Source organism: Devosia sp. A449 (assembly GCF_054489375.1).
The window spans coordinates 1-20235 of record NZ_JBTMWU010000001.1 but is presented as its reverse complement, the minus strand read 5'-3'; the positions used below and the strand labels follow the sequence as shown (position 1 = coordinate 20235).

Below are 20235 nucleotides of genomic sequence, written 5' to 3'. Positions count from 1 at the left end.
CGCGGGCACCGGTCATGATCAAAATCGTCATTCTGGGAACCGCGGCAGGCGGCGGCCTGCCGCAATGGAATTGTGGCTGCACCAACTGCAACGATGCGCGCACCGAGCAGCCCGAATTGCGCGCCACGCAAGCCTCGATCGCCATCAGTGCCGACAATCAGAACTGGTTCCTGATCAACGCCGCGCCCGAACTGCGCCAGCAGATCATTGATACGCCGGTGCTGCATCCCCAAGCGGGTAGCCTGCGCCATAGCCCCATTGCTGGAGTGATCCTGACCAATGGCGAAGTGGATGCCATCACCGGCCTATTGTCGCTGCGCGAAGGCTCGCCCTTCGGACTGTATGCGCATGAAAGGGTGTTGGCGATCCTGCGCACCAACAGCATTTTCAACGTGCTCAATCCGGGCAAGGTAGCCCGCATTGCGATTGAGCCCGATACGAGTTTCGAGCCCACGCTGCCTGATGGCACGCCGTCGGGGCTGGAGATCACGCCGTTCATTGCCCCCGGCAAAGCGGCGCTATTTTTGGAGGACAGCGGCGACGAAGGGCCCGGCGATACGCTGGGGCTGAAAATTACCGACACAGCGGACGGGCGCAGCTTGGTGTTTCTGGCGGCCTGTGCCAGCGTGACGCCTGCTGTCGCAGCTCATCTCTCCGGTGCGTCGCTGGTATTTTTCGACGGCACGCTCTGGCAGGACGACGAGCTGATCGCGCTGGGACTGGGCGCCAAAACCGGCCAGCGCATGGGCCATATGGCGATGCAGGCGGTGATTCCAGCGCTGGCCGGGCTCGCGATCGAGCGCAAGATGTTCCTGCACATCAACAATTCAAATCCGGCGCTGCGCCTGGGCTCGCCCGAACGCCAGCAGGTCGAAGCGGCCGGGTGGCAGATCCCCGCCGATGGAATGGAGCTGACACTATGACGGCGATGACCGGTTTTGCCTTGGGCCCCGACGTCAGCCTGGAGAGCGCCGACGAGCTGGAAGCGGCACTGCGCCATATCGGGGCGACGCGCTACCACAATCTGCATCCGTTCCATGTGCTGCTCAATCGCGGCCAGCTGAACAAGGGGCAGGTGCAGGCCTGGGCGCTGAACCGCTATTATTATCAGAGCACCATCCCGATTAAGGACGCGGTGGTGATCTCGCGCTTTCGCGACCGGGCGACCCGCATCGAATGGCGTCAGCGGCTTGAAGATCATGACGGCGATATCGGCAGCGAGGGCGGCATCGAGCGCTGGCTGCAACTGACCTCGGGGCTCGGCCTCGACAATGAATATGTGGAATCCGCCGAAGGGATTCTGGCCGCGACCCGCTTTGCCGTTGAAGCCTATGTGCATTTCGTGCGCGACCGCAGCCCGCTCGAAGCCATCGCCTCCTGCCTGACCGAACTGTTCGCGCCCAACCTGCATGAAGAGCGCATTGCCGGGATGCTGGAGCACTATGATTTCATCAATCCCACGGTGATGCGCTACTTCACGCGCCGGCTGGAGCAGGCGCCGCGCGACGCTGATTACGCGCTGGACTATGTCAGGACCCACGCCACGACGCCGCGCGAACGCCGGCTGGTATGCGAGGCCCTGCTGTTCAAGACCAATGTGTTGTGGGTCCAGCTCGACGCGCTGCACCATGCCTATGTCGACGGGCATATTCCGCCCGGCGCTTTCGTTCCGGCCGCAGCATGATGACCGAGCCCGTCGCCCCCGCCGCTCGCCGACGCATGACCGTGACGGAAACCAGCGTTCCGGCGCTGGCGCGCGGGGCCAAGCTGCGCTTTGACGAAACGCGGCAACGTTGGGTGCTGCTGGTGCCTGAGCGGGTGCTGGCTCCCGACGATATCGCCGTCGAAATCCTCAAGCTGTGCGACGGGGTGCGCAGCGTCGCACAGATCACGGCGGTGCTGGCCGAAACCTATCTGGCCTCCGCTGAGGAAATCAGCGGCGACGTGATTGCCATGCTGCAGGGGCTGGCCAGTTCCGGCTTTGTCATCGACGCAGGAGGAACCAAGCCATGAGCCCGACGCTGACCGATGCGAGCCCGGTGTTTGCCGACCCCAAGGATGGCCTTGCCATCATGGAGCGCCCCGGCCAGTCGGTCGCCGCGGCCTATGGCATTCCGCTGGCGGTGCTGCTGGAGCTGACGCATCGCTGTCCACTGCAATGCGGCTATTGCTCCAATCCGTTGCAGCTGGAGCGATCCAGTAACGAATTGACCACCGACGAGTGGAAAAAGGTTTTGACCGAGCTGGCCGAAATCGGCGTGCTGCAGGTGCATTTTTCCGGCGGCGAACCCACGGTGCGCAAGGATCTGGTAGAATTGATCCGGCACGCCGATGAGCTGGGGCTTTACACCAATCTCATCACCTCGGCGGTGCTGCTGAGCAGGGATCGGCTGGCGGCGATGGCAGATGCCGGGCTGGCGCATATTCAGATCAGCTTTCAGGCCAATGACGCCACGCTGGCCAACCGCATTGGCGGATTCCGCAATGGCCACGCCAAAAAGATCGAGGCGGCGCAATGGTCGCGCGAGCTGGGCCTGCCGCTAACCGTCAATGCGGTGATGCACCGGCAGAACTTGCACGAACTGCGCGACATGATCGCCATGGCGGTGGAGCTGGATGCCGACCGCATCGAGGTCGCCAATGTGCAATATTACGGCTGGGCGCTGAAGAACCGCGCTGCGCTGATGCCGACCGTCGAACAGGTGGATGAGGCGGTAGCGATCGTCGAGGAGGCCACGGTTCGGCTCCAGGGCATTCTCGATATCGATTTTGTAGTGCCCGACTATTATTCGGTGCGCCCGAAAAAGTGCATGGGCGGCTGGGGTCGGCAGTTTTTCAACATCACCCCGGCCGGCAAGGTGCTGCCCTGCCACGCCGCCGAAACGATCACCGATCTGGATTTTGAATCGGTGCGCTCCAACCACTCCATCGCCTGGATCTGGCAGAATTCTGACGCGTTCAACCGTTATCGCGGCACCGGCTGGATGCCCGAACCCTGCCAGAGTTGCGCCTTCAAGGAAGTCGATTTCGGCGGCTGCCGCTGCCAGGCCTTCGCCTTGACCGGTAGCGCCGGCAATACCGACCCGGCCTGCAGCCTGTCGCCGCTGCACGAGGCCATTTTCAAGACCGCGGAAACCGAGGCGGCGGAGGGCGGTAATCGCTATATCTACCGCAATTTCGCCGGCGGCACGCTGGAACCGGACCCCAATAATGACGCCTGACGGGGCCACCGCGACCGCGCATTCATTCGCGCCTTTGTCCAGCCAACTGCTGGATGTGGGCGACGGGCATCAGCTTTATGTGGAAACCATCGGCCGCGCCGACGGCATGCCGGCGGTGTTTCTGCATGGCGGTCCCGGCAGCGGCTGCCAGCCGGGCCATCGGCGCCTGTTCGATCCCACCCGGTTTCATGCGGTGCTGTTCGACCAGCGCGGCGCCGGCCGCAGCCTGCCGGCGCGGGAACGGGCTCATAACACGACGGCGCATCTGATCGCCGATCTGGAAAGCATTCGCCGGATGCTGGGCATCAAGCGCTGGCTGGTGGTCGGCGGTTCCTGGGGCGCCACGCTGGCGCTGGCCTATGCCGAGCAGTATCCGCAGCATGTCACCGGGCTGGTGCTGCGCGCAACTTTTCTCGGAACGCGCGCCGAACTCGATTGGGCGTTCGGCACGGGCCTGCAGCAGTTTCATCCCGGCCTCTATCAGGATTTCCTCAGCGTGCTGCCGGAGGCTGAGCGCGGCAGCCCGCTCGACGCCTATTTCCGCCGCATCCTTGATCCAGATCCGGCCATCCACGGCCCCGCCGCTCGCGCCTATGCCGATACCGAACGCGTGTTGGCCGAGATTACGCCCGCAGCCACGCGCCTCGACATGACGGCGATCGCCACGCCCGGTCGGTTGCCGTCAACGGCCTTTATGGAAGCGCATTACTTCGCCAATGCGAGCTTTCTAAAGCCGGACCAATTGCTGGCTAATGCCGGAGCGCTGAAGGGCATTCCGGGGATCATCGTGCAGGGCCAATACGACCTGCTCTGCCCACCCAGCACCGCCTTCGCCCTCGCTGCCCGCTGGCCCGACGCCAAAGTCCACCTCATCCCCGGCGCCGGCCATGCCCTGAGCGAACCCGGCATTGCCGCCGCCGTCATTGCCGCCATCACCTTGGCAGCCTGCTCATGATCTAGGCAGTCGAACAGCGCGCGCTGAGGGATCGGTGCGGCACCAGCCGCGACGTGAACAATTCGCGGTACGAAGGCACTGACACCAAGGTGCCGCTGATCAATTCGCTATGACTCCGGCTACCTCCGTCCCCATGCACGACCCGCTTGAACGCGCTTGGTCCGCAGCTGCGGACCAAGCTGCGCGTCTCCATGTCAGAATCACTGCTTTCGGACGTCGTCGTCGGCCGGCTCGATGCTGCCATGGTCGCCGAGATTAACGAATTTCCTTCGACACTGCGCTGGCGGCCATTCCTGCGCGAGCGTCTCCTCGTTACCGCTCCGCCCGGAACCGCGCCTACCTCCGCAGCCGAGCTGCTCGCCAAGTTTCCCTTCGTCGAGCTGGGCCTTGAGGTCGGCATCCCGAAATGCGTTCGGGTAGTTCTTCACGAGACCTGCTCGCCAAAGCTCTGTTTATAGCTAGGGCACTTCCTCTCGACAAAACTGCAGGCCAGTTTTTCTCACAAGCCCACAAGCCCACAAGCCCACAAGCCCACAAGCCCACAAGCCCACAAGCCCACAAGCCCACAAGCCGAGCAAATCCCACAAAGTCCCAGTGAGTACCAGCAGCCCCAGTAAGTACCAGTAAAAGACCAGTGAAGTACCAGCAAACTAGGGCCACCACACCTCACGCACTGAGAGTGATTTTGCTCACCATCAGGTTCAAAACCGTTCGATTCCGGCGGTTTGACCACCCATTTAGAGGACTGGCGTTGCGAATCGAGCCAATGAGCAGGGTCGTATTAGCAGCGTAACCACTATCGATCGGTCTACCGGCTTAAGCAATCCGCCGCCCGCCGGCACCGCACCGACGCCGAAACCGCGGCGGAGAAAAACCAGGCCACCGAGATCAACGACCCCGACACCGGCGAAATCGGCGCATAACGGCTAACCTATCCGTTCACCACCAGCACTGGCCGGTTTTACGCCGCCACAATGGCCGACTTTTGCTCCGCCGTTGACAAAGCACGCTGGTCACCCTGCAATCATCCACCCGCCCCCGCTCCGGGCTGTTCTTCGGTAGAAGCGGTTCAATCGCGGCCCACGCAACAATCGTTTCGATGAATTAATCGGCTTTAGACCCTAGCATGTAACCTCATCCACAATTGAGATTACAATGGCTTAGTGGGCTGATCGACGTGCAAACTACGTGCTATTTCATAGTAGCTAGCCAACCCAAGATCGCACCTGCGATAAAACATCTGATCAAGTGCCACCCAGTCAGGAAAATCGCCAGCAGTGGGCTTCTGATTTGAAGCAAGGCCGCCGCATCAGGCGGGAGCGGCGGTGGTGCCGCGAACGAACAGGTGGGTTTCAAGGGCGATGCGAGCGTCCCCCACGGCTCGCGAGGCTAATACGTCGAGCAATAGCGACATAGCAGCCTGACCGGCCTCCTCGGAACGCGTTGAAACTGTGGTAAGCGACGGATAGGTGGCGGCGCTCAGAACATCGTCGCAGCCGATCACAGAAAAACTGCCCGGCACGGACACGCCGGCGTCGGCCATGCCGGTCATGATGCCATGGGCCGTCACGTCGTCAAAGGCGACTGCAGCCGTAGCGCCGGTGGCCAGAATGTCGGGCACCACGGCGCGGCCGCTTTCGTAGCTGGGGACGCGCGCGGCCACCACCTCCACCTGTAGATGATACTGCCGCGCGCCGACGCGGACGGCGTTGCGGCGCTGCTGGTTGGACCATGACGAGGCCGGGCCGCTGACATAGACAATTTTTGTGTGACCCAAGGCTGCCAGATGGGCGATGGCTTCGCCAACGCCTTGCCCACTATCGATGAGCACGCGCGGAATGCCGCGCACGTCGCGGTTAATCAATACCAGGGGACGCCGCGCGGCGTGGCCGCGAATGCACCCCTCGCTGAGCCGCGACGCCACCAGCAGCACACCATCAACCTGCCCCCCGAAGCGGTCGATCAGCCTGTCTTCCTGCCGCCAGCTTTCGTCCGAATTGCCCAGGAACAGGCACAGATCGGCGCGGTCGGCCGCCATTTGCGCGGCCCGGATCAGCGGCGGAAAGAAAGGGTTGGTCACGTCCGGCACGATCAGCGCGACGTTGCCATAGCGCCCGGTGCTGAGCGCGCGCGCTGTGTGATTGGGCACATAGCCAACACTGTTGGCGATCTCGAGAATACGGCTGACGGTCTTGGCGCCCAGCATTTTGGGCTGGCTGAAGGCGCGCGATACCGTGGACTTGGAGACGCCTGCGGCCTTGGCCACATCGTCCATGGTCGGCGGCCCGGCCTGGCCCTTGTCCTGCATCATGTCGCCTGTCCCCGCGATTCGCGGCTCGATTTCATCTGGCCACCATATTGGCGGTTTTTGTCGCCCGGTCACGCTCAAACCGCCTTTAAGCCCTCTTGACGTGCAACCGGTTGCATATAATAGTCCAAATATCGCTGGCGCCTCCGCATTATGGGTGGCGACGGCATGCTTGCACGCTGGGAGATTTGCTGCATGGAAACGGGTATTTTGTCTCGATCGCAACCGCACGAGCGACGGGTGGACAAACTCCTGGTCAAGAGCTTTCCCACCCGCCAGCTGATGGGCGCCGTGGCAGCTGAGGAGATTGCGTCCGAGCTGCGCGCGCGGTTGGCCGTGCAGGACAGCGTCCGCATGGTGTTTGCCGCCGCACCGAGCCAGAGTGACGTGCTGGCGGCGCTGGTTGCCGCGCCCGGCGTCGACTGGAGCCGTGTGGTCGCCTTCCACATGGACGAATATATCGGACTGCCGCCTGATTCGCCGGCACGCTTCGGCAATTGGCTGGGCCGCTATATGTTTGATTTGGTGCCCTTTGCGGCGGTGCATCGCATGCTGCCCGGCCCTGATGGGGACGCCACGGCGCGCGACTATGCGGCACTGCTCAATGAGGCCCCGATCGACGTGATCCAGCTCGGCATCGGGGTCAATGGCCACATCGCCTTCAACGATCCCCCGGTCGCCGATTTCAATGATCCGCTTGATGTCAAAGTGGTGGTGCTCGACGAAGTCTGCCGCCAGCAGCAAGTCGATGACGACTGCTTCGATACGCTGGCCGATGTGCCGCTGCGGGCGATTACTCTGACCATTCCGCGCCTGCTGCGGGCCGGAAAGCTGTTCTGCATGGTGCCGAGCCGGGTGAAGCTTAATGCGGTTCGCGCGGCGCTCGAAGGCCCGCTGACCACGGCATGTCCGGCTTCTATCCTGCGCCAGCTCGACAATTGCACCCTCTATCTCGACCCGGAGTCCGACCCCAATGTCTGATCCTGCCAAGATCGACGCCGATGCCCTGTGCCAGGGCTATTTCAATGATGTGACCGCGCTGATGCAGCGCATTCTGATCGAAGAGCGCGATCCGCTTGATCGCGCCGCCGCGCGCGTCGCCGATCAGATTGCCGCCGACCGGCTGGTGCATGTCTATGGTCCGGGCGGCCACTCCAATCTGGCTTCGCAGGAGATTTTCTTCCGGGCCGGCGGGCTGATGCATGTCAGCGCCATTCTCGATGAAGGCACGCTGCTGTCCGGCGGGGCTCTGCGCTCCATGGCCATCGAGCGGACCCCTGGCTATGGCAAGGTGGTGATCAACGATCAGCGCCTCGGGCCGGATGATCTGCTCATTTTGGTCAATGCTTACGGCATCAATGCTGCTCTGATCGACTCGGCGCTGGAAGCCAAGCGGCGCGGCGTGTTCATCATTGGCGTCAATTCGCACAACCACGCCAATCAGTCGGCCAAGGAGCACCCGGCGCGTCACCCGACCAAGCAGAATTTGCAGGATCTGGTCGATATCGCCATCGACTGCAAGGTGCCGATTGGCGATGCCATAGTGAACGTCCCGGGCATGCGCGAAAAGATCGGCGCGGTGTCCACTTTTGCCAACGCTTTTGCGCTGAACAATCTGGTCATTCGCGCTGTCGCCAAGCTGGTCGAACGCGGTATCGAGCCGCCTGTCTGGCGCAGCGGCAATGCCCCCGGCGGGGATGAGGCCAATGCCGATTTCATCGCCAATTTCGCCGGCCGGGTGCGCAAGCTATGAAGTCGATTATTGGACGCGATCCGCACACCGGCACCGGTCAGGCCATCAGTTTTGCTGATGGCCTTATCACCGCCATCGAGCCGGCCGATTATGCCGGCACGCAGTATGTGTCGGCTGGCCTGATTGATCTGCAGATCAATGGCTACGCGACCTTTGATCTCAATGACGGCACATTGACGCCTGAGCGCGTTGTGGCGCTCACCGAACTGATGTTTTCGCTGGGCACCACGACCTATCTGCCGACGCTGGTGACAGCGTCCGAGGTCAGTATTACCAATGGTTTGCGTGCCATCCGTGCGGCGCGCGACAGCGATCTGCGCATCGCCAAGGCCATCCCCTCGGTGCATGTCGAAGGCCCGTTCATCTCGATCAATGACGGCGCGCGCGGGGCTCATCCGGCGGCCCATGTCCGCGAGGCCGATATTGCCGAATTCGAACGCTGGCAGGAGACCAGCGGCGATCTGGTGGGGCTGCTGACGCTGTCGCCGCACACTGATCAGGCCATCGAGCTGGTGCGCCATGCCACTGCGCGCGGCGTGCATGTCGCCATCGGCCACACCGATGCTACCTCCGATCAAATTCACACCGCCGCCGCCGCTGGTGCGGTGCTGTCCACCCATCTGGGCAATGGCGCTGCGGCGCTGCTGCCGCGCCATCCCAACGCCATCTGGGCGCAGCTGGCCGATGACCGGCTGACCGCCACGCTGATCGGCGACAGCCATCATCTGCCGGCCGACACCTTGATCGCCATGCTGCGCGCCAAGGGTCTGGATCGCGCTTTGCTGGTGTCGGATGTGGCCGCCCCCGGCGGGCTTGAGCCCGGCATTTATCAGCAGACCATCGGTGGCCGGGTGCAGCTCTGGGCCAATGGCCGCCTCGGCCCCCCGGGCACCCCCTATCTGGCCGGCGCGGCCCTGCCGCTCGGCGATTGCGTGGCGCGGACCATCTCCATGACCGGGCTCAGCCTGGCGCAGGTGCTGGGTCTGGCGACGGTTAACCCGGGCCGCTTTGCCGGCGGTCGCGGCCAGCTGGCCGTGGGCGAGTCCGCCGATTTGATCCTGTTTGACTGGCAGTCCGGCGACGAGAAACTGGCCATCCACGAAACCTATCTGGGCGGGGCGCAGGTATGGGCACGCTAAGGGCTGGCGTCGCTGTCGTCGATATCACGCCGCCCCCCGGCCTGTTGCTGTCCGGCTTTGCCGCACGCACCGAGCCGGCCACTGGCGTGCATGATCCGCTGACGGTGCGCGCCGTGGTGCTCGGCGACACCGCCATTGTGGTGGCTGACGTCATCGGCATCCACGAAGACATGAGCGCCGGCATTCGTGCGCGCTGCCCGCTGCCCGCCAGCAATATCATTGTCGCCGCCACCCATACCCATGGGGCGCCTGCGTCGATGGAGCACCGCCTCGGCGCCGCCGATCCGGACTTTCTGCAGCAGCTGGAAGATGGCTGCGTCGCCGCGCTGATTCAGGCGCTGGCCACTGCCGTGCCGGTGACGTTGACCGCCGGCATGGGGTCCGATCCCGATGTCGCGCGCAACCGCCGCCACGATGATGGCCCGCTCGACCGGGCCGTGCCGGTGCTGCGCCTGCGCCGGACCGATGGCAGCCTGCTGGCGACGATCCTGTCCTACGCCTGCCATCCCACCGTGCTGGGCGCGGATAACCGCCTGATGACCGCCGATTTCCCGCATTTCCTGCGGCAAAAAATCGAGGCTGAACGCCCGGGCTCGGTGGCGATCTTCCTCAATGGCTGCACTGGCGACGTCAATATCGGTCACACGGCCCAGGCGTCCTGGACCCTCGCCGCCAACAATGCCCGCACTTTTGCCAATGCGCAGCGCCTCGGCGAGCGCATTGCCGACGCGGCGCTGGCCGCCCCCGAACAGCCCATCGGCAACACGGCCGCCGCTTTCGAGCGCATGGTTGAACTGCCGCTGGAGCGGCGCGAGGGCGATCTGGCTGGCCTGATCGCCAGCTGGAGCGACGAAGCAGCCACCGCCGAACCGCTACGCCGCGTCCTGCTGAAACATTGGATCGATTGGGCCCGCGACAACCAAAACGCACCGCCCGGAAACTGGACCAGCCGCGTCAGCCTGCTGGTCTGGGGCGGGGTGCCGATTGCGGCGCTGCCCGGGGAGATTTTTGCCGAAACCGGGCTCGCCATACGCGCTGCCTGCGGCACCGAAACCGCCTTTGTGCTGTCCTATGCCGATGGCACGCCCGGCTATATTCCGCCCGCCAGTGAATTCGTCTTTGGCGGCTATGAGGTTGATGAGGCTCATCGTTTCATCGGCATGCGCGGCTCGTTTGCCGCCGGGTCGGCGGAGCGCCTGGCGGCGGCCGCTGCCGCTCTGATCGCCCTGCACCAGTCCACAGAAAAATAACACGGAACATTACGGTCTCGTCGAAAGCGCATCATCAGCTTGACACGCAACCGGTTGCAGGCAAGAATTTATCCGCGTGCCATGGCGCGCAAAAACAGGGGAAGAGAACTATGACAAGCTTGCTTAAGGGAACTGCGCCGAAGGTTTTTTCTAAGATTGGCCGCGCGGCATTGCTGACGTCTGCCCTCGGTGCTGGCCTGTTGGCGGCCTCGGCCGCGAGCTTTGCTCAGGAAATCCGCGTCTGGAGCGGTTATCCTGAACTGGCGCCGTTCTATGAGCATGTCGCTGAAGGCATGAAGGCCGAATTCCCGGACCTCAAGGTCACGGTGGAAGCCATCGCCCTGCGCGAGCACGAAAAGCGCGTGGCCCTCGGCGTCACCTCGGGCGAGGCGGCGCAGGTCATCGAGCTTTCGACCTCGATTGCGGCGCGCTACCTCGAAGGCGGCCTGCTCAATACGCCTCCGGCTGACGTACAGGATTTCGTCCGCGATCCGGCCAATTTTGGCGAATTTTTCGTCGATTCCGCCAGCTATGACGGCACCGTCTATGGCATGCCGCTGTTCCGTGGGCAGAGCGCGCTCTATTACAACACCGACATGTTCGCCGCTGCTGGCCTGACCGGCGCGCCCACGAGCATGGAAGAGTTCGACTCCTTCGCCGAAAAGCTGACCCAGCGTGATGCCAATGGCAATCCGACCGTGTCGGGTTGGAGCATGCGTCTGTCCGGCGGCGGTTCGGGCATTGCCGAAAAATTTGCCATCAACATGTGGCAGCATGGCGGCGAGCTGCTCACCGACCTCGGCAATGGCCAGTGGCGTTCGAACCTGGCGTCCGATGCCGGCGTCGCCACCCTCAAGCAGTATCTGCACAACATCTTCGAAACCAAGAGCGTCACCGTCGAGATGCCGGCTGATGCGGATGCGTTCGAGCGTGGCCAGACCGCCATGTTCATTCGTGAATCCTGGGTCATCGGCGATATCGCTGCCAAGGCGCCCGAGCTGAACTATGCCACGTCGGTGTTGCCGCGCGGTTCCATCGTCAATCCCGGCCAGCTTTACGTGAAGGCCGATGGCGATCAGGAAGCGGCGGCGTGGGAATACGTCAAGGCCTCGCAGAAGCCGGAAAACCTGCTCTGGCTGCTGGATAATGTGGGCTGGTTGCCCAACCGTTCGGGTCTGGACTACTCGGCTATTGTTGCCGCCAAGCCGGGCTTTGAAGCCTATGTGAACTATCCCGCCGACTACGCCTTCTTCACCGTTCCGGCCATTGGCCCGATCGATGAAATCCAGACCCGTGCCGCTGCCTCCCTCGTGGAAGCCTTCGGCAAGCCGGAACTGGTGGGCGACGACGCTGCCATCAAGACCCTCCTCGAAGGCATCGACGCTGACGTCAACGCCATCCTGGAGCGCGAAGGCCTGCTTGGCGAATAACGCCATCCCATCGTAACGATCATGCTTCCGGGGCCTTAGCCCCGGAAGTTTCACGTAGGAGCCCTGCATGCGCGCACGCAAACGTTGGCTGTTTTCCCTTCTCGCCATTTTGCCGGTGCTGGCGATCTTCACCTATGTGCGGATCATCCCCATCGCCGAAATCCTGCGCCTCAGCGTGCATAAGTGGGACATTCTCTCCAAGAACAAGCCCTTCATCGGACTGGCCAATTTCGTCGAGCTGACGCGCGACAAGCTGTTCCACGAAGCCTTGATCAACACCTCCATCATCGCCTTTGGCGTGATGGCCATCACCATTCCGCTCGGCATGGTCATTGCGGCGCTGATCTTTCAGCGCACGCGGTCTCGCTTTGCCGGTTTTTATGAAACCGCCGTGTTTATTCCCCACGTGGTCTCGCTGGTTCCGGCGGCCATGGCGTGGAAATGGATTTTTGACGCCCGGCTTGGCCCGCTCAATGCCCTTCTGTCGGCCTTCGGCATTCCGCCGCAGGCCTGGCTGTTCGATCCGACGCTCTCCATCATCAGCGTCATCGTGCTCTGCTCCTGGCAGGCACTGGGCTACGCCGTGCTAATCTACCTGGTCGGCTTTAAGAGCCTGCCCACCTCGCTGTTCGAGGCGGCCAAGCTCGACGGCGCCACCGGGCCGCAATCCTTCTGGCACCTGTCCGTGCCGATGCTAAAACCCATCTCGCTCTATGTGGGCGTCGTCACCCTAGTCTCGGGCTTCAACGTTTACGCCCAGGTCTATGTGCTGGCCTCGGACGCGCAGGGCGCGCCCGGTCGTCAGGTGCGGGTGATGGTGCTCGATATGCTCGAGAACAGTTTCCGCAATTACCGTGTCGGCTATGCGGCCTCCGAAGCCGTGGTGCTGCTGGCCATTGTGCTGATACTGACATTCGTCCAGTTCTCGCTACTGCGTGAAAGGAAGGTCCGATGAGCGATCTGTCTCTGCCTCAGACCGAAACGGAATTGGCTGCCGGCGCCCGGCTGCGCCGCAAGCGTGGGCTGGTCAATTTCAGCATCGACGCCTTCTTGCTGCTGTTCGGCCTGTTCATGATCCTGCCGCTGATCCTGTTGGTGGCCAACGCCTTCAAGACGCCGCAGGAAATGCTCAGCTGGCCGCCCTCCATCATTCCGGCCAATCCGACGCTTGCCAATTTCGAGGCGGTGCTGGGCGATACGCCGTTGCTGCGCTGGATTTTCAACAGTTTTGCCTTCGCCGTGCTGTCGGCCCTGGCCATCCTGTGCACCTCGACCATTGCCGGCTATGTGCTGGCCAAGTTCCCGTCGCGCACCATGAGCGCCATCTTTGCGATCATCCTCGCCACGGCCATCGTGCCGTTTGAGGTCTACATGATCCCGCTCTATTTCACGGCGCAGTCGCTGGGCATTCTCAATAGCCTGTGGGGCCTGTTGCTGGGCTATCTGGTGATGAGTTTTGGCATTTTCCTGATCCGCCAGAATGTCATGCACTCCATCCCCGACGAGCTGCTCGAAGCCGCGCGGATCGACGGGGCGGGTGAAGTCTGGATTTTCATCCGCATCGTGGTGCCGCTGCTGCGCGGGGCGCTGGGCGCGCTGTTCGTGCTCGCCTTCTTCCAGGCCTGGACCGCCTTTGCTTGGCCGCTGATCGTCGCCACCACTACCACCAGCTACACCATCGAAGTGGGCCTGGCGCTGTTCCAGACCGGCTTTACCGTCGATCTCGGGCGTCTGAGCGCGGCCTCGGCCATTGTGCTGGTGCCGTCGGTGACCCTCTTCGTGCTGCTGCGGCGCAACTTCGTCCAGGGCGTCGCCAGTACAGGACTCAAAGAATGACCGCCTCTTTCTTCAGCGCCGCGCGCCAGAGCTACCTCGCCTCCAACGCCGCCACCCTCAACTGGATGCTGGATCGGACGCCGCTGCACGGCGCCTATCTCAACACCAAGATGAATCCGCTGACCCTGGTGGATTATGCCGACAGCGATGGCTGGCGCGGGCCGGATCATATCTATGGCTGGATTCAGGGGCGGGGGCTGGAGTCGGTCGTCACCCACGCCCAGGCCTTTGCCGAGAGCGATCTGGTGCCGTCCCAGCGTCTCGACGAGGCCGGTCAGCGGCTTTACACCGCGCTGGATAGCCTCCTGCAGCGCGATGGTCATGTCAGCTTCTGCTACGACCGCGACATGGTGCCGGCCCGCTTCCTCGACCTGACGCGCTATGTGCGCCAGGAGCAGGAAGCTGACATCTATACCTTCTCCGACATTTTTGCCGCCAAGGGGCTGGTGGCGGGCGCGGCGCGCTATGCGTCGCAGGACCTGCCACGGCAATTGGCGGCTTTGCAGCGCGTCATCGACGCCATCGAAGATGGCCGCTTCCAGATCGATGAAAAGCTGCCGCTCAGCCGCGCTTCGGTCGCGGCGCAGGGCGACGATTTTGGCATCCGCATGATCATGCTCAGCGCGGCCGGGCTGCTGACCCGGATCGGGCGGCGCGACCTGACTGGTTTTGCGGACCGCTTCATCAGCCACATCATCGACAATCATTTCGACCCGGCTACCGGCCTGCTGCGCAATGTGCGCGGTCAGGACAATTGCAATGTCGGCCACGGCATCGAATTTGTCGGCTTCGCGCTCGACTATCTGGGCGCCGATGTTGACCCGGAATTGCTCAAGGTGCTGCAGACCATCCTGACGGCGTCGTTTGATCTCGGCTTTCAGGGACCGGGCGTGCGTCTGGTCGTTTCGGCCTCCAGCCGCCAGCCGACCAGCCCCTATTGCCCATGGTGGGCTCTGCCCGAAACCATTCGCAGCGCCGCGCTGTGCTACGAGCAAAACGGCAGCGCCGATGCCTTGCGCGTCTGGAAAAAAGCGCACGAGACGTTCTTCGACAGCTATTGGCGGCCGGAAGCATCCATTGCCTACCAGTGCCGCACCGAGGACGGTCCCATCGATTACGTGCCGGCGACGCCCGATCTTGATCCGGGCTATCACACCGGCCTGAGCCTGCTGGCCGCCATCGAGATGGTGGAACGTCAGGGCCCCAACAGCTTCAAAGCAGGATAGTTACATGGCATCGGTCGATATCCACAATCTCCACAAGTCCTATGCCGACTTCAAGATCTTGAAGGACGTGTCCCTGTCGGTGCCGGATGGCGCTTTCGTCGTGCTGGTCGGCCCGTCTGGCTGTGGCAAGTCTACCTTGCTGCGCATGATCGCCGGGCTAGAAGAAATCACCGGCGGCACCATTCGCATCGGCGGCAAGGTCATCAATGATGTCGAGCCGAAGCATCGCGACATCGCCATGGTGTTCCAGAATTATGCGCTCTATCCGCATATGACGATTGCCGAAAACATGGGCTTCTCGCTCCGCCTCGCCAAGCGCCCCAAGGCCGAGATCGAGACGCGGGTCAACGAAGCGGCGCGTATTCTGGGACTGTCGGATTATCTCAACCGCTTCCCCAAGCAGCTCTCCGGCGGCCAGCGCCAGCGCGTCGCCATGGGCCGCGCCATTGTCCGCAGTCCGCAGGTGTTCCTGTTCGACGAGCCGCTCTCGAACCTCGACGCCAAGCTGCGCGTGCAGATGCGCGCCGAGCTCAAGGATCTGCATGCCCGCCTCAAGACCACCATGGTCTATGTGACCCACGACCAGATCGAAGCCATGACCATGGCCGATGTCATCGTCGTCATGCGCGACGGCGTGGTCGAGCAGGTCGGCAAGCCGCTCGAACTCTACGATCACCCCGCTAACGCTTTTGTCGCCAGCTTCATCGGCTCGCCCGCCATGAACCTCATCGAAGGCACGATCCAGACCGAAGCCGGCACCCGCACTTTCGTCAGCAAAGCCGGCGCCAAATGGCCGTTGGGCGCGCTGGGGGCCAATGTGGCCAACGGCACGGCCGTGACCTTTGGCATCCGGCCCGAACACCTCATTCCCGGCACCGGCGAGGCGCAGCTCTCGGCGACAATCAAGGTGATCGAGCCGACCGGTTCGGAAACCCACATCATCGCCGAGGTGGATAATCTGTCGATCGTGGCGCTGCTGCGCGAGCGCATCAGTGCCGGTCCGGGCGATGCGATCGCCCTGCATCTCAAGCCGGGTGCCGGCCATCTGTTCGATAATGTGACCGGCAAAAACATCGACTAAGAGGGGCTGGACCATGGCACAATCGGACGTCAGCACGGTTGCCGTTATCGGCACCGGCACCATTGGCGCCAGTTGGGCCAGCCTGTTCCTGGCCCATGGCCTCTTTGTGCACTGCGCCGATCCGTCCCCCGATGCCGAACCGGCAACCCGCCGCTTTGTCGAACGGGCCTGGACGGCTCTCAGCGCGCTGGGTCCGGCCCCCGACCTTGAAATTGCCCAACACCGCCTGAGCTTTCACTCCGAAATCGGCACCGCCGTAACCGGCGTCGACTTCGTGCAGGAAAACGCTCCCGAGCGCCTCGAACTCAAACAGCGCCTCCTCGCCGAGATCGAGGCCGCGCTGGCGCCCGACACCGTGATCGCCTCGTCCACCTCTGGCATCATGCCCTCCGCCATGCAGGCCGGCATGACCCATCCCGAGCGTTTCCTTGTCGGCCATCCCTTCAATCCGCCGCATCTGTTGCCGCTGGTCGAAGTGGTCGGTGGCCTCCGGACCAGTCCGGCCAGCATCGCCCGCGCCATGGAATTTTACCAAGCCCTCGGCAAGCGCGTCATCCATGTGCGCAAGGAAGTCAGCGGCCACGTCGCCAATCGACTGCAGGCCGCTTTGTGGCGCGAAGCGGTGCACCTCGCCGTCGAAGGCGTGGCATCCGTCGCCGATATTGACGCCGCCGTCGTCGCCGGCCCCGGCCTGCGCTGGGCGCTGATGGGCCCGCATATGACCCTGCATCTGGCGGGGGGCGAAGGCGGCATGGCCCAATTCGTCGACCACCTGGGTCCGGCCTTTGCATCATGGTGGGCCGATCTGGGAACCCCGGTCCTTGACGCCGCAGCGCGAGATATCCTGGTGGAAGGTATTGCCAAGGAAGTTGGGTCTCAAACGGTGGAGTCCCTGGCCGATATCCGGGATGCCGGCCTGCTAAGCCTACTTGTCAGCATCAAGCCTTTGTCCTGATCTGACTGCGCACTCCGACAAAGCCTGTCCGTCAGCACCTGTGTCCCAGATTTACGGTTGAGTCTTAAGGAGTGTTTTCTCTCCTCGCATGACGAAGGAACCAAGTGGTTTCACGGCGAGCTTGGTTCTGTTTTGGCGTCGTGGCTAAGGAGGGTAGCTTTCGCGTTCGGTAGCTGATGTTCGCCCTTCTCAAACTCGCCCCCATCAGGCATTGATCGCTGCGCAGTGTGCTGGAGGAATGCGGCGATGAGCGACGAACAGGGACGGTTCATTTTTGGCGTGATCGGGGCCGGCATGGGCGCCAAGCCGCATGCGCTGGCGCTGCAATCGCTCAGCGCGGACATTGCCGTGCGCGGGGTCTATCGCCGCGACCCGGTGCAGCGCGCCGAATTCTGCCAAACCTATGGCTTCCCCGAAGCCACCAGCTACGAGGCGCTGCTCGCCGATCCGCAGCTGGATGCCGTGCTGGTGGTGACGCCGCCGAATGCCCGCGAGGCCATCGTCGCGGCGGCGGCCAAGGCGGGCAAGCATGTGCTGCTGGAAAAGCCGGTGGAGCGGACGCTGGCTGCGGCCGAGCGCATTGTCGGGCTGGCCGACGCCGCCGGGATCACGCTGGGCGTGGTGTTCCAGCATCGGTTCCGCCGCGCCTCGCGCTATCTGGCCGAAGCGGTGGCCGAAAACCGCTATGGCCGGCTCGAAGCGGCGCATCTGGTGGTGCCGTGGTGGCGGCCGCAGGCGGGCTATTACGACCAGCCCGGTCGCGGCACGCTGGCCCAGGATGGCGGCGGGGTGCTGATCACCCAGGCGATCCATTCGCTCGATCTGATGCTGAGCCTCTGCGGTGAGGTCAGCGCCGTCACCGCGATGGGCAGGATCACGCGGCTGCACCGAATGGAGACCGAGGATTTCGTCTCGGCGGGGCTGGAATTTGCCAATGGCGCGGTCGGCGCGGTGATGGCCACCACCGCCAGTTTCCCCGGCGGGCCGGAAAGCCTGACGCTGAATTTCGAGCATGCCACGGCGACGCTGACGGGGGGTAATCTGACCGTTCACACCATGGCCGGCGAGATCATCACCGAAGGCGAAGCCAGTGTGGGCGGCGGCGGCGCCGATCCGATGGCGTTTCCGTTTGACTGGCACGCGGCGCAGATCGCCGACTTCGCCGATGCCGTGCGGCATGGAAGGCAGCCGCTCAGCACCGGGCATTCGGCATTGCGCGTGCATCGGCTGATTGATGCGATGATGGCGTCATCGGCGGCGGGGATGCGGGTGGTGGTGGGTTAGGTTGATGTTGGTGCCCTGCCCATAATGCTAGTCACCAGCGGCACTTCGGGCATCACAAGATGATGATGATTGATGTTGGCGAGCAAGCCAGCCAGTGTCGCTCTAGTCATAGAAATAACGCTGCACAGTTGAGGGCGGCGGAAAACTCTCCGGCAGCAGCTGCCATTAGTACCCGCTCGAGGCCATGTAGAGAACTGCGTCCATCACCGTCCACAAATCTGTCGTTCTGGGACGCCTAGTCGGCCGGGCCGATGGCAGGTACCGCCGGATCAAGAGAACCCAATGAGGCCGTGCACTTCGAGTGCGAGCTTTCGATCGGGACCTGAGCCGCGCGAATGGCATCATGGCCAGCGGCACATGAACGACCGCATTACAGGTCGGATACATGGCCGCACCAACCAGGCTAGGGTCCTCTCGCCTTTAACGCAGCCAGGGCCACCTTCGCCTTGAACGCCGGTGTGTGGTAGCGGTGGAGTCGTCTCGTCATGGTTTCTCCTGTCGCGGCCATATTGGGCGACCGTCAGACAGAAAATTCACCTATCTCCGTGGTCAAATTCCCCGGCCCAGCTCTATCTCCCACACTTCGCGGTGCCCATCTGGTCCATTTCCGGCGCACCCAATAAGCTTTGAACATGCAGAGAAGCGCTTTAAATCAATCTCGCCAGAATACAGGAGCCCAAAACAGGCGTTCGTTTCCTTTCGCCCGGTCTAGCTGTCGTTACCAGCTAAGGCTTCGAGAAAGTCCCACCCAATCGCCTGAACGATGTCATTGAGCCTACGAATATCGACGGGCCGCGGCTCTTTCTTCGTGCCGTAGCCCTTGGTGGCACCGGTCTCGGCATGACCAAGCAGTTGCTTCTTTTCGTCCTCGGTAGCGCCGACGCTCGCCGTCGCATCCTTAAAGCTGTGCCGAAACGAATACAGCGTTTTCTGCGGATCACTGATCTTGAGTTCGCTGCGGGCAAAGTCGGCCCAGAAAGACGAGATCTGCTGCGATATTGCGTCAATGTCGCCGTGTTTGTCCTCCACCGGCCGCCACAGGGTGTTCCAACCCTGGGCCCTGGCCGTCTCGACAAGGTCGTTGAAGCCGAGACCGAGGAGCTCGTTACGGATCGGCAGCCAGCGCCGGCGCGCCACGGTTTTGGTGTGGCGCCCGCCGCTGGTGGTGACGACAAAACACAGAATATCGGTGCCGGGATAACAACGGACGGTGTCCGGGCCCAATTGCAGGATTTCACTGGAGATCATGCCATGCAGACAAGAGATCAGGGGCAGCCAGAATGGCAGCCCGTCCAGGGTGGTGGCCGATGCTAGGATCTTGCGCTCGGTGAACAGTGGGTGGCCGAAGATCGTGTGCAGATCCGATTTGGAATAGGGTTCGCGCGCATCTTCCCCGTCGGGCACCGTGAGGCGAATGTCGCCGCGGATCGCGTCATCAATCCAGCCCTTGTTGGCGGCCGTCTTGACCAGGGTGGTGATGTAGCCGGTGCGCTTGTTGACCGAGGCGGTAGCGTAGCGGCCGCTGTCATACATCTGGTCACGAAAGGCGATGATATGACGGCGCTGCACCAAGCCGACATCGCTGACCCCGGCCAAGGCCTGGAACAGGCCGACGGTCTTATCCATATCGTCCAATTGTTTGCTGGTCGCCGGCTTGTTGGTCCGGATGCGTTCGGCAGCATAAGCGGCCCGGCAATCGGCCAGGGATTTGCCGGAGGCGGCCTGTCGGGCGTTGGCCGAGCCCATAATCCGGGCCACCTGCGCATCAGTGCTGCTGGCGATCTCGGCCTGCCACGG

General features: G+C 63.0%; 19 protein-coding genes. 17 read left to right on the top strand and 2 right to left on the bottom strand.

The window, feature by feature from the left end:
* Positions 1-14 precede the first annotated feature (14 nt).
* The 6 genes from pqqB to ACX3OW_RS00070 all read left to right on the top strand — a co-directional run bounded on the left by pqqB (position 15) and on the right by ACX3OW_RS00070 (position 4634).
* The gene (gene pqqB, locus ACX3OW_RS00095; protein WP_459093711.1) at positions 15-923 is read left to right on the top strand and encodes a pyrroloquinoline quinone biosynthesis protein PqqB; all 909 of its coding nucleotides are present in this window, start codon (positions 15-17) and stop codon (positions 921-923) included.
* Positions 920-1684, top strand: a complete 765-nt coding sequence (pqqC, locus tag ACX3OW_RS00090; protein WP_459093710.1) for a pyrroloquinoline-quinone synthase PqqC — start codon at positions 920-922, stop codon at positions 1682-1684. The genes pqqB and pqqC overlap by 4 nt, the downstream gene beginning before the upstream one ends.
* Positions 1684-2013, top strand: a complete 330-nt coding sequence (gene pqqD, locus ACX3OW_RS00085) for a pyrroloquinoline quinone biosynthesis peptide chaperone PqqD (RefSeq protein WP_459094772.1) — start codon at positions 1684-1686, stop codon at positions 2011-2013. The genes pqqC and pqqD overlap by 1 nt, the downstream gene beginning before the upstream one ends.
* Positions 2010-3221: a pyrroloquinoline quinone biosynthesis protein PqqE gene (pqqE, locus tag ACX3OW_RS00080; RefSeq protein WP_459093709.1), complete on the top strand. Its 1212-nt coding sequence runs from the start codon at positions 2010-2012 to the stop codon at positions 3219-3221. Before pqqD ends, pqqE begins: the two co-directional genes overlap by 4 nt.
* Entirely contained in the window at positions 3211-4176 is a 966-nt protein-coding gene (gene pip, locus ACX3OW_RS00075; RefSeq protein WP_459093708.1) for a prolyl aminopeptidase, read from the top strand. Before pqqE ends, pip begins: the two co-directional genes overlap by 11 nt.
* A 146-nt stretch (positions 4177-4322) precedes the next feature.
* The gene (locus ACX3OW_RS00070) at positions 4323-4634 is read left to right on the top strand and encodes a LysR substrate-binding domain-containing protein (protein ID WP_459093707.1); all 312 of its coding nucleotides are present in this window, start codon (positions 4323-4325) and stop codon (positions 4632-4634) included.
* A gap of 851 nt (positions 4635-5485) precedes the next feature.
* Here the strand turns inward: ACX3OW_RS00070 and ACX3OW_RS00065 are convergent.
* On the bottom strand, positions 5486-6487 hold the full coding sequence (locus tag ACX3OW_RS00065) for a LacI family DNA-binding transcriptional regulator (protein ID WP_459093706.1): 1002 nt from the start codon (positions 6485-6487) through the stop codon (positions 5486-5488).
* Positions 6488-6724: 237 nt separating this feature from the next.
* Here ACX3OW_RS00065 and ACX3OW_RS00060 point away from each other — a divergent pair, with 237 nt between their 5' ends.
* The 11 genes from ACX3OW_RS00060 (at position 6725) to ACX3OW_RS00010 (ending at position 18438) form a co-directional block, all read left to right on the top strand.
* Entirely contained in the window at positions 6725-7465 is a 741-nt protein-coding gene (locus ACX3OW_RS00060) for a 6-phosphogluconolactonase (protein WP_459093705.1), read from the top strand.
* The gene (locus ACX3OW_RS00055; RefSeq protein WP_459093704.1) at positions 7458-8237 is read left to right on the top strand and encodes a sugar isomerase domain-containing protein; all 780 of its coding nucleotides are present in this window, start codon (positions 7458-7460) and stop codon (positions 8235-8237) included. Before ACX3OW_RS00060 ends, ACX3OW_RS00055 begins: the two co-directional genes overlap by 8 nt.
* Positions 8234-9376 carry an N-acetylglucosamine-6-phosphate deacetylase gene (locus ACX3OW_RS00050; RefSeq protein WP_459093703.1) on the top strand — a complete coding sequence of 381 codons (1143 nt, stop codon included), beginning with the start codon at positions 8234-8236 and terminating at the stop codon, positions 9374-9376. Before ACX3OW_RS00055 ends, ACX3OW_RS00050 begins: the two co-directional genes overlap by 4 nt.
* On the top strand, positions 9364-10626 hold the full coding sequence (locus tag ACX3OW_RS00045; RefSeq protein ID WP_459093702.1) for a neutral/alkaline non-lysosomal ceramidase N-terminal domain-containing protein: 1263 nt from the start codon (positions 9364-9366) through the stop codon (positions 10624-10626). The genes ACX3OW_RS00050 and ACX3OW_RS00045 overlap by 13 nt, the downstream gene beginning before the upstream one ends.
* Before the next feature lie 110 nt (positions 10627-10736).
* Positions 10737-12056, top strand: coding sequence for an extracellular solute-binding protein (locus ACX3OW_RS00040; RefSeq protein ID WP_459093701.1), 1320 nt, complete (start codon positions 10737-10739; stop codon positions 12054-12056).
* Between the two features lie 67 nt (positions 12057-12123).
* Complete coding sequence (locus tag ACX3OW_RS00035) at positions 12124-13011, top strand: carbohydrate ABC transporter permease (RefSeq protein WP_459093700.1); 888 nt, start codon at positions 12124-12126, stop codon at positions 13009-13011.
* Positions 13008-13892: a carbohydrate ABC transporter permease gene (locus ACX3OW_RS00030; protein WP_459093699.1), complete on the top strand. Its 885-nt coding sequence runs from the start codon at positions 13008-13010 to the stop codon at positions 13890-13892. Before ACX3OW_RS00035 ends, ACX3OW_RS00030 begins: the two co-directional genes overlap by 4 nt.
* Positions 13889-15118 (top strand): AGE family epimerase/isomerase, encoded by a 1230-nt coding sequence (locus ACX3OW_RS00025; protein ID WP_459093698.1) that lies wholly within the window; start codon positions 13889-13891, stop codon positions 15116-15118. The genes ACX3OW_RS00030 and ACX3OW_RS00025 overlap by 4 nt, the downstream gene beginning before the upstream one ends.
* A gap of 4 nt (positions 15119-15122) precedes the next feature.
* On the top strand, positions 15123-16199 hold the full coding sequence (locus tag ACX3OW_RS00020) for an ABC transporter ATP-binding protein (protein ID WP_459093697.1): 1077 nt from the start codon (positions 15123-15125) through the stop codon (positions 16197-16199).
* A 13-nt stretch (positions 16200-16212) separates the two neighbouring features.
* Complete coding sequence (locus ACX3OW_RS00015) at positions 16213-17154, top strand: 3-hydroxyacyl-CoA dehydrogenase NAD-binding domain-containing protein (RefSeq protein ID WP_459093696.1); 942 nt, start codon at positions 16213-16215, stop codon at positions 17152-17154.
* 246 nt (positions 17155-17400) lie between these two features.
* Positions 17401-18438 carry a Gfo/Idh/MocA family protein gene (locus ACX3OW_RS00010; RefSeq protein ID WP_459093695.1) on the top strand — a complete coding sequence of 346 codons (1038 nt, stop codon included), beginning with the start codon at positions 17401-17403 and terminating at the stop codon, positions 18436-18438.
* Between the two features lie 708 nt (positions 18439-19146).
* Here ACX3OW_RS00010 and ACX3OW_RS00005 read toward each other — a convergent pair.
* The coding region (locus ACX3OW_RS00005; protein ID WP_459093694.1) for a site-specific integrase at positions 19147-20235 on the bottom strand (1089 nt) is incomplete at its 5' end.

Bases quoted from the DNA above. Each gene is read 5' to 3' on its own strand.
- pqqB (WP_459093711.1), top strand. From the start codon at position 15: ATGATCAAAATCGTCATTCTGGGAACCGCGGCAGGCGGCGGCCTGCCG.
- pqqC (WP_459093710.1), top strand. From the start codon at position 920: ATGACGGCGATGACCGGTTTTGCCTTGGGCCCCGACGTCAGCCTGGAG.
- pqqD (WP_459094772.1), top strand. From the start codon at position 1,684: ATGACCGAGCCCGTCGCCCCCGCCGCTCGCCGACGCATGACCGTGACG.
- pqqE (WP_459093709.1), top strand. From the start codon at position 2,010: ATGAGCCCGACGCTGACCGATGCGAGCCCGGTGTTTGCCGACCCCAAG.
- pip (WP_459093708.1), top strand. From the start codon at position 3,211: ATGACGCCTGACGGGGCCACCGCGACCGCGCATTCATTCGCGCCTTTG.
- ACX3OW_RS00065 (WP_459093706.1), bottom strand. From the start codon at position 6,487: ATGATGCAGGACAAGGGCCAGGCCGGGCCGCCGACCATGGACGATGTG.
- ACX3OW_RS00055 (WP_459093704.1), top strand. From the start codon at position 7,458: ATGTCTGATCCTGCCAAGATCGACGCCGATGCCCTGTGCCAGGGCTAT.
- ACX3OW_RS00050 (WP_459093703.1), top strand. From the start codon at position 8,234: ATGAAGTCGATTATTGGACGCGATCCGCACACCGGCACCGGTCAGGCC.
- ACX3OW_RS00045 (WP_459093702.1), top strand. From the start codon at position 9,364: ATGGGCACGCTAAGGGCTGGCGTCGCTGTCGTCGATATCACGCCGCCC.
- ACX3OW_RS00040 (WP_459093701.1), top strand. From the start codon at position 10,737: ATGACAAGCTTGCTTAAGGGAACTGCGCCGAAGGTTTTTTCTAAGATT.
- ACX3OW_RS00035 (WP_459093700.1), top strand. From the start codon at position 12,124: ATGCGCGCACGCAAACGTTGGCTGTTTTCCCTTCTCGCCATTTTGCCG.
- ACX3OW_RS00030 (WP_459093699.1), top strand. From the start codon at position 13,008: ATGAGCGATCTGTCTCTGCCTCAGACCGAAACGGAATTGGCTGCCGGC.
- ACX3OW_RS00025 (WP_459093698.1), top strand. From the start codon at position 13,889: ATGACCGCCTCTTTCTTCAGCGCCGCGCGCCAGAGCTACCTCGCCTCC.
- ACX3OW_RS00020 (WP_459093697.1), top strand. From the start codon at position 15,123: ATGGCATCGGTCGATATCCACAATCTCCACAAGTCCTATGCCGACTTC.
- ACX3OW_RS00015 (WP_459093696.1), top strand. From the start codon at position 16,213: ATGGCACAATCGGACGTCAGCACGGTTGCCGTTATCGGCACCGGCACC.
- ACX3OW_RS00010 (WP_459093695.1), top strand. From the start codon at position 17,401: ATGAGCGACGAACAGGGACGGTTCATTTTTGGCGTGATCGGGGCCGGC.